The organism is Paenibacillus sp. E194 (genome assembly GCF_000935845.1).
In the GTDB taxonomy this organism is placed as follows: domain Bacteria; phylum Bacillota; class Bacilli; order Paenibacillales; family Paenibacillaceae; genus Paenibacillus_B; species Paenibacillus_B alvei_B.
The window spans coordinates 1-7,307 of record NZ_JMDX01000267.1; the positions used below are offsets into that span (position 1 = coordinate 1).

Consider the following 7,307-nt stretch of genomic DNA (forward strand, 5'->3'; position numbering starts at 1 on the left):
AGCCTTAATTGCGGTTACTTCCTGAGGCGATGCCACAACCCCGTCAAGCCCTGCTAGCTTCGTCAGCTTCGCATAACGTACGACAGTGTCAGCTACCTTGCCAGGAATTCCGATTTCCTCATTCATGACCGTTTCATTCGTGCTCGTTAATTGCGTGACTGCAATTACAACCGGTCGCTTCAACTCCGTATTTTCAGCCAGTGCCGACTCAACACCCTCCGCAGCAGCGGCCATCATCGCTGCACCGCCTCCGGCATGGACATTAAACATATCAACGCCTAACTTCGTGATGCTGTTCGCTCCGCCCTTTACTGTGTTCGGGATATCATGCATCTTTACATCAAGGAAAACTTTGTAGCCTTTATCCTTCAGTTCGCGAACAAACGCTGGGCCCGCCGCATAGAACAACTGCATGCCTACCTTCATATAACAAGGAATTCCTTGCAGCTGCTGCAGCAGCTCTCTCGCTGCGTCTGCATTCGGATAATCCAGCGCGACCATAATTTTGCCTGCCGCTTCTGCCTCGCTCCATCGTTTGTTCATCGTGACACCTCTTCGTATTTAATTCTTACTCTGGCTCCAAGCTCCATCCATAGTCTATTCATACTCCGAGGAGGCCTTGCGGCCTCCTCGATTTTGCTTCTATTGTGAGACGGTACTCGTCTATTTCTTCAGTGATTACTTCTGAACAACCGGCATTGCGCGAGATGAGAAGTTGATTTGCTCCAGCATGCCCAGCAACGCGCGTACAGTATCCAGCGATGTCATGCATACTACTCCGTTCTCTACTGCTTCGCGGCGAATGCGGAAGCCATCGCGTTCTGGCGTTTTGCCCTTTGTCAAGGTGTTAACAACAAAGTGCGCTTCTCCTCCACGGATGAGATCCAGGATGTTAGGCGAGCCTTCTGTCAGCTTCTTCACATGGGTAACGCTCAAGCCTGCATTTTCAAGCGCAACCGCTGTTCCGCCTGTCGCGATAATTTTGTAGCCAAGGCTCATGAAGCCACGCATCAATTCAACCGCTTCTTCCTTGTCCTTATCTGCTACCGTGCAAATGATGGCGCCAGTTGAAGGAATCTTCATGCCGGAACCGATAAGGCCTTTGTACAATGCCTTCGCATATTGCTTGTCGCGTCCCATAACTTCACCTGTTGATTTCATCTCAGGGCCGAGTGTCGGTTCAACTCGGCGCAGCTTCGCGAACGAGAACACCGGAACTTTAACCGATACATGGTCATCTTCTGGCCACAACCCCTCTTGATAGCCGAGATCATTCAGCTTCGCACCCAAGATAAGCTTCGTTGCCACATTCGCCATTGGAATGTTCGTCACTTTACTTAAGAATGGAACCGTACGCGAGGAGCGTGGATTCACTTCGATTACATACACTTGGTCATGGTAGATGACGAACTGGATGTTAATCAAGCCGACCGTCTTCAGTTCTTTCGCGATGCGAATCGTAACATCCACGATTTGCTGCTTCAGCTCTTCGGACAGATGCTGTGGCGGATATACCGCAATTGAGTCACCGGAGTGTACCCCTGCGCGCTCAACATGCTCCATGATACCAGGAATAAGCACCGTCTCGCCATCACAGATGGCATCGACTTCAACTTCTTTGCCGAGCATGTAGCGGTCGATGAGAACCGGATGCTCAGGGTTGATTTTTACTGCATGCTCCATGTAGGTCAGCAACTCTTGGTCAGAGTACACGATTTCCATTGCGCGTCCGCCCAGGACGTAGGATGGACGAACAAGTACCGGGTAGCCTAGCGATTGTGCCGTACCTACTGCCTCGTCAACAGATGTCACCGTGCTGCCTTGCGGCTGTGCAATATGAAGGCGCGACAGCAAGGCTTCGAATTTCTTCCGGTCTTCCGCTTCATCGATACTCTCCAAGCTCGAACCGAGAATCCGCACACCAGCAGCCGCCAGTGGTGCTGCAAGGTTAATAGCCGTTTGTCCACCGAATTGGACGATAACTCCAACCGGCTTCTCCTGTTCGATAACATTCATTACGTCTTCAAAGAAGAGCGGCTCGAAGTACAAGCGATCTGATGTGTTGAAGTCCGTTGATACGGTCTCAGGGTTGTTGTTGATGATTACTGCTTCATACCCTGCAGCTTGAATCGCCCATACCGCATGTACAGTCGAGTAGTCGAATTCGATACCCTGACCGATGCGAATTGGACCAGAGCCAAGCACTAAGATTTTTTCTTTATTGGATTCAATAACTTCATTTTCTACTTCATAGGTCGAGTAGTAGTACGGTGTTGTCGCTTCGAACTCTGCCGCACATGTATCTACCATTTTATAGACAGGCTTCAAGCCTTGTTGTACTCGATAGTCCCGAACCTCGGCTTCCTTCGTGCAAGTGCCGCCAGGCTGGCCTTCACTGCGCAGTTCAGCAATCGCGCGGTCTGTGAAGCCCATGCGCTTCGCTTCGTAGAGCGTTTGCTCAGACAGTGTTTCTTCTTCACGAATGCGGTCTTCAAACTTGACCATGCCTTCCAGCTTGTCGAGGAACCACCAGTCGATTTTTGTGAGATCCTGCAGCTGCTGCAGTGTATATCCGCGGCGGAATGCTTCTGCCAGCAAGAACATGCGCTCATCATCTGGTGTTTGCAGACGATATTCCAGCGTTTCCTTGTCCAGCTCTTCCGTACCTTTCAAATTCAAGCGATGTACGCCGATTTCTAGGGAGCGGATTGCCTTGTGCATGGACTCTTCGAATGTACGTCCGATAGCCATGACTTCGCCAGTTGCTTTCATTTGCGTACCGAGTTTGCGGTTCGCTTGTGTGAATTTATCGAACGGCCAGCGTGGAATCTTCGATACGATGTAATCGAGCGTAGGCTCGAAACATGCGTATGTTTGACCTGTAACTGGGTTCACAATTTCATCGAGTGTGTAGCCAACCGCGATTTTCGCTGCCATCTTCGCAATCGGATAGCCTGTTGCTTTTGAAGCGAGTGCAGAAGAGCGGCTGACACGAGGGTTAACCTCGATGACATAGTATTGATAGCTGTGTGGGTCCAGCGCGAACTGAACGTTACATCCACCCTCAATGTTGAGCGCGCGGATGATTTTAAGTGATGCGGAGCGCAGCATTTGATACTCGCGATCCGACAGCGTTTGGCTCGGTGCTACGACAATACTGTCGCCTGTATGGACACCTACCGGGTCGAAGTTCTCCATGTTGCAGACTACGATACAGTTGTCGTTTGCATCACGCATAACTTCGTACTCGACTTCCTTCATGCCTGCGATGCTCTTTTCAATCAAGCACTGTCCGATTGGACTGTAGCGGATACCTGATGCAACCGTGTCGCGCAACTCTTCTTCGTTCGCGCAAATACCGCCGCCAGTACCCCCAAGCGTATATGCAGGGCGGACGATGATTGGGTATCCAATCGTATTGGCGAAGTCAACTGCTTCCTGCACCGAGGTGACAATAACACTTTCCGGTACCGGCTGTTCCAATTCACGCATCAGGTCGCGGAACAAGTCACGGTCTTCTGCGCGCTCAATGGAATCCAGCTGCGTTCCGAGAAGCTTCACGTTCTCTTGTTCAAGCACACCTGCACGAGCAAGTTCCATAGCCATATTCAAGCCAGTCTGGCCACCCAGTGTCGGAAGCAATCCATCTGGGCGCTCTTGGCGGATAATCTGTGTTACAAATTCTAGAGTAATCGGCTCGATATACACCTTATCAGCCATATTTGTATCTGTCATAATCGTAGCCGGGTTGCTGTTGATGAGAACGACTTCCATGCCTTCTTCTTTCAGCGCTTCACATGCTTGTGTTCCTGCATAGTCGAACTCGGCTGCCTGACCGATTACGATCGGGCCTGATCCGATAACAAGGATTTTCTTGAGGTCGTTATTTTTCGGCATTTTATAGTTCCCCTTTCAGCTGTGCTACGAGCTCCGCTTGGCGCGGAATCTTAGGTTGATTGCGTTTATGCTCTCGAATCATATCAATGAATTGGTCGAACAAGTAGCTGCTGTCATGCGGACCAGGAGCCGCTTCTGGGTGATATTGCACCGAGAAGGCCGGGTACTTCGCATGTGCAAGCCCTTCAATTGTTTTATCGTTATTGTTGATATGAGTTACTGTTAATTCCGTACCTTGCACCGAATCCTCCAGAACTGTATATCCATGATTCTGAGAAGTAATGTAGCAGCGATTCGTTGCAAGCTCTTTAACCGGATGGTTCCCGCCGCGATGGCCGAACTTCAATTTCCCAGTGTCTGCTCCGCAAGCGAGTGCGAACAATTGGTGTCCCAAGCAGATACCGAAGATTGGGTACTCTCCAAGAAGCTCTTGCAGCATCTTCACGGCATGCGGCACATCTTTCGGATCCCCAGGGCCGTTGGACAATTGAATTCCATCAGGGCACAAGCGGCGAATTTCGTCTGCCGTTGTGTCATGAGGAACAACGACTACATCACAGCCACGCTTTGTCAGCTCGCGTACGATACCGCTCTTCGCGCCGAAGTCGACAAGAACGATGCGTTCTTTGTCACCAGGGCTGGAGAACAGCTGGTTTGTTGAAGTGCGTGCTACTTGATCTCGTATCAATTCCGCAACACCTAGCATTTCCTTCAATTCTTCTATTGATTGGTTGCCCGTTGTCAGCAATCCCTTCATCGTACCGAAGTGACGAAGCTTGCGAGTCAGCATGCGCGTATCGATGCCGCTGATGCCTACGATACCGTATTCTTTCAGGAGACGGTCTACCGAATACTCAGCGCGCCAGTTGCTAGGAACTTCTTCATGTCTGCGCACGACGAACCCATTTACGTAAGGACGAATGGATTCGAAATCATCGCGCGTAATGCCGTAGTTGCCAATCAGCGGGTACGTCATCGTTACAATTTGTCCACAGTAAGATGGGTCAGACAATACCTCTTGATATCCTGTAATCCCTGTATTAAATACAACCTCACCTACAGACTCACCGTCTGCACCGAACCCCGTTCCTGTAAAGAGGGTACCATCTTCCAACAACAATCTTGCTTGCATGTTCGTCACTCCTCGCTCTCTATCTTGTGCACTTCACGTTGCTATTCTTATCTATCTATAAAGGACTATCTATCAATCTTGTTACTTGCTCCATACAAGACGGCCGTCTACGAATGTCTTAACTGGCCATCCCTTCAAGCTCCAATCCGTGAACGGCGTATTCCGTCCCTTGGTCAAGAATTCGTCCGGATTCACCTTATGCTCGGTCTCCAGGTCGATAACCGTAATGTCTCCCGGTGCTCCTTCTTCCAGACGTCCTGTATTCAAGCCGAACGTTTTTGCCGGGTCGCTTGTCATGCGATTGACGAGCAGAGATAGCGGCCATTTGCCTGTCGCTACGAATTTCGTGTATAGGAGAGGGAATGCTGTTTCCAATCCGACAATACCGAACGGTGCAAGCTCCATCCCTTTGGCTTTCTCTTCTTCACTATGCGGTGCATGGTCTGTTACAACAATGTCGATTGTGCCATCTACCAGCGCCTCAATACAGGCTTCTACATCTCGAGGCGAGCGAAGCGGTGGATTCATCTTCCAGTTTGCATCCAATCCCGGGATATCTTCATCTGAGAGAAGCAGGTGATGTGGACATATCTCAGCAGTCACCTTCACACCGAACTGCTTCGCTTGACGGATAAGCCGAATGGACTGTTCTGTGCTAACGTGGCACACATGATAATGTACGCCTGTCGCTTCTGCCAGCAGTACATCCCGGCCTACATGAATCGCTTCCGATTCATTCGGAATCCCCTTCAATCCATTCTTGCGGGCGAACTCTCCATCTGTTACTGCCGCACCTTTAACGAGCGAGTCATCTTCACAGTGTGCGATAACCGGCATGCCCAGTTCCTTGGCCCAGTTCATCGCATCCTTCATCATTTGGGCATTCTGTACGCCAACCCCATCGTCAGTGAAGCCGACAACACCCGCATTTTTCAAGGACACAAAGTCTGTAAGCTCTCTTCCCAGCTCACTCTTCGTAATCGAGCCATAAGGCAAGACCTTCACATAGCCTTCTTGCTCAGCCTTATCGAGTATGAGTTGTACCGTTTCTGGTGTGTCTGTGACTGGACGTGTATTTGGCATACATGCGATTGTTGTAAATCCACCCTTCGCCGCGGAGTGAGTACCTGTTGCAATCGTTTCTTTATGTTCAAAGCCAGGCTCTCTCAAATGAACGTGCATGTCGATGAAGCCTGCCGATACGAATTTGCCTTCGATGTCATGAACTTCTGCTCCCGCTGGAGCAGCTTCTTCGCGATTCGTAATCCGACGAATGACGCCTTCTTCCATCCAAATGTTAGCGTCCACCAATTCGCCTTCGGTATTTAATATTTTTGCATTTGTTAATACGATCATCGGTTTCTCTCTCCTTACGGTGCATTATGAAGTGTTCGTCCGTCTGGTTGGTATATTTCAATTTCAGTTTCAATTTCAATCTATCGATTTCTACTATATAAGAAGTGATTCCTATGAGAGTGCTCGCTCCAGTACTGCCATCCGTACAGGAACCCCGTTTGCCATTTGCTCGAAGATTCGCGACTGTTCTGCTTCAACGACCTCGTCATCGATTTCTACATTGCGATTGACAGGGGCTGGATGCATAATAATCGCATGCTTCTTCATCAGTGCGACGCGTTCAAGCGTCATGCCGTACTCTGACCGGTAGGCCGCTGTCGAGTGCATCACTTCTGATTCATGACGCTCAAGCTGTACGCGAAGCATCATGACCACATCTGACTGCAGCGCTTCATCCATCGTCACATACGGTGCATCCAAATCATGAGCATGCATATTGTCCGGTGCACAGAAGCTTACGTTCGCTCCGAACTTGCGAAGCGCGTATAAGTTCGAGCGTGCTACCCGGCTATGCTCAATGTCTCCGACTATCGTGACATTCAGTCCATCTAGCTGTCCAAAATGCTTGCGCATCGTGTACAGGTCGAGGAGTGCTTGTGTAGGATGCTCATTATTGCCATCGCCTGCGTTGACCAGCGGCATCTTGACGCGTTCCGCAATTTGTTCCAAGAGCCCAATCGGCTTCAAGCGGATAACTCCTGCATCCATCCCCATCGATTCGAGTGTTCGAACCGTATCGTAGATTGATTCGCCTTTCTCTATACTTGAGGAGGATGCAGAGAAGTTGATAACCTCTGCACCTAGACGCTTCTCGGCTACTTCGAACGAACAGCGGGTGCGCGTGCTGTTCTCGAAAAACATGTTGGCAACAAATTTATTTTTTAATGCATCTTGTACTTTAACATCCTGCCCATCCCAGTGT

The 7,307-nt window shown here is 49.9% G+C and carries 5 protein-coding genes; all 5 read right to left on the reverse strand.

All coding sequences use genetic code 11. The annotated features are described in order from the left end of the window. Positions 1–543, reverse strand: a 543-nt coding sequence (gene pyrF, locus AZ66_RS24635; RefSeq protein ID WP_044357290.1) for an orotidine-5'-phosphate decarboxylase, incomplete at its 3' end; no start/stop codon positions are given. Between the two features lie 135 nt (positions 544–678). Beyond that, on the reverse strand, positions 679–3,897 hold the full coding sequence (gene carB, locus AZ66_RS24640) for a carbamoyl-phosphate synthase large subunit (RefSeq protein WP_044357292.1): 3,219 nt from the start codon (positions 3,895–3,897) through the stop codon (positions 679–681). 1 nt (position 3,898) lies between these two features. Then, positions 3,899–5,029 (reverse strand): glutamine-hydrolyzing carbamoyl-phosphate synthase small subunit, encoded by a 1,131-nt coding sequence (gene carA / locus AZ66_RS24645; protein WP_044357294.1) that lies wholly within the window; start codon positions 5,027–5,029, stop codon positions 3,899–3,901. Between the two features lie 81 nt (positions 5,030–5,110). Next, positions 5,111–6,385, reverse strand: coding sequence for a dihydroorotase (locus AZ66_RS24650; RefSeq protein ID WP_044357295.1), 1,275 nt, complete (start codon positions 6,383–6,385; stop codon positions 5,111–5,113). Between the two features lie 111 nt (positions 6,386–6,496). Then, on the reverse strand, positions 6,497–7,307 hold an 811-nt coding region (locus AZ66_RS24655; RefSeq protein ID WP_044357297.1), incomplete at its 5' end, for an aspartate carbamoyltransferase catalytic subunit.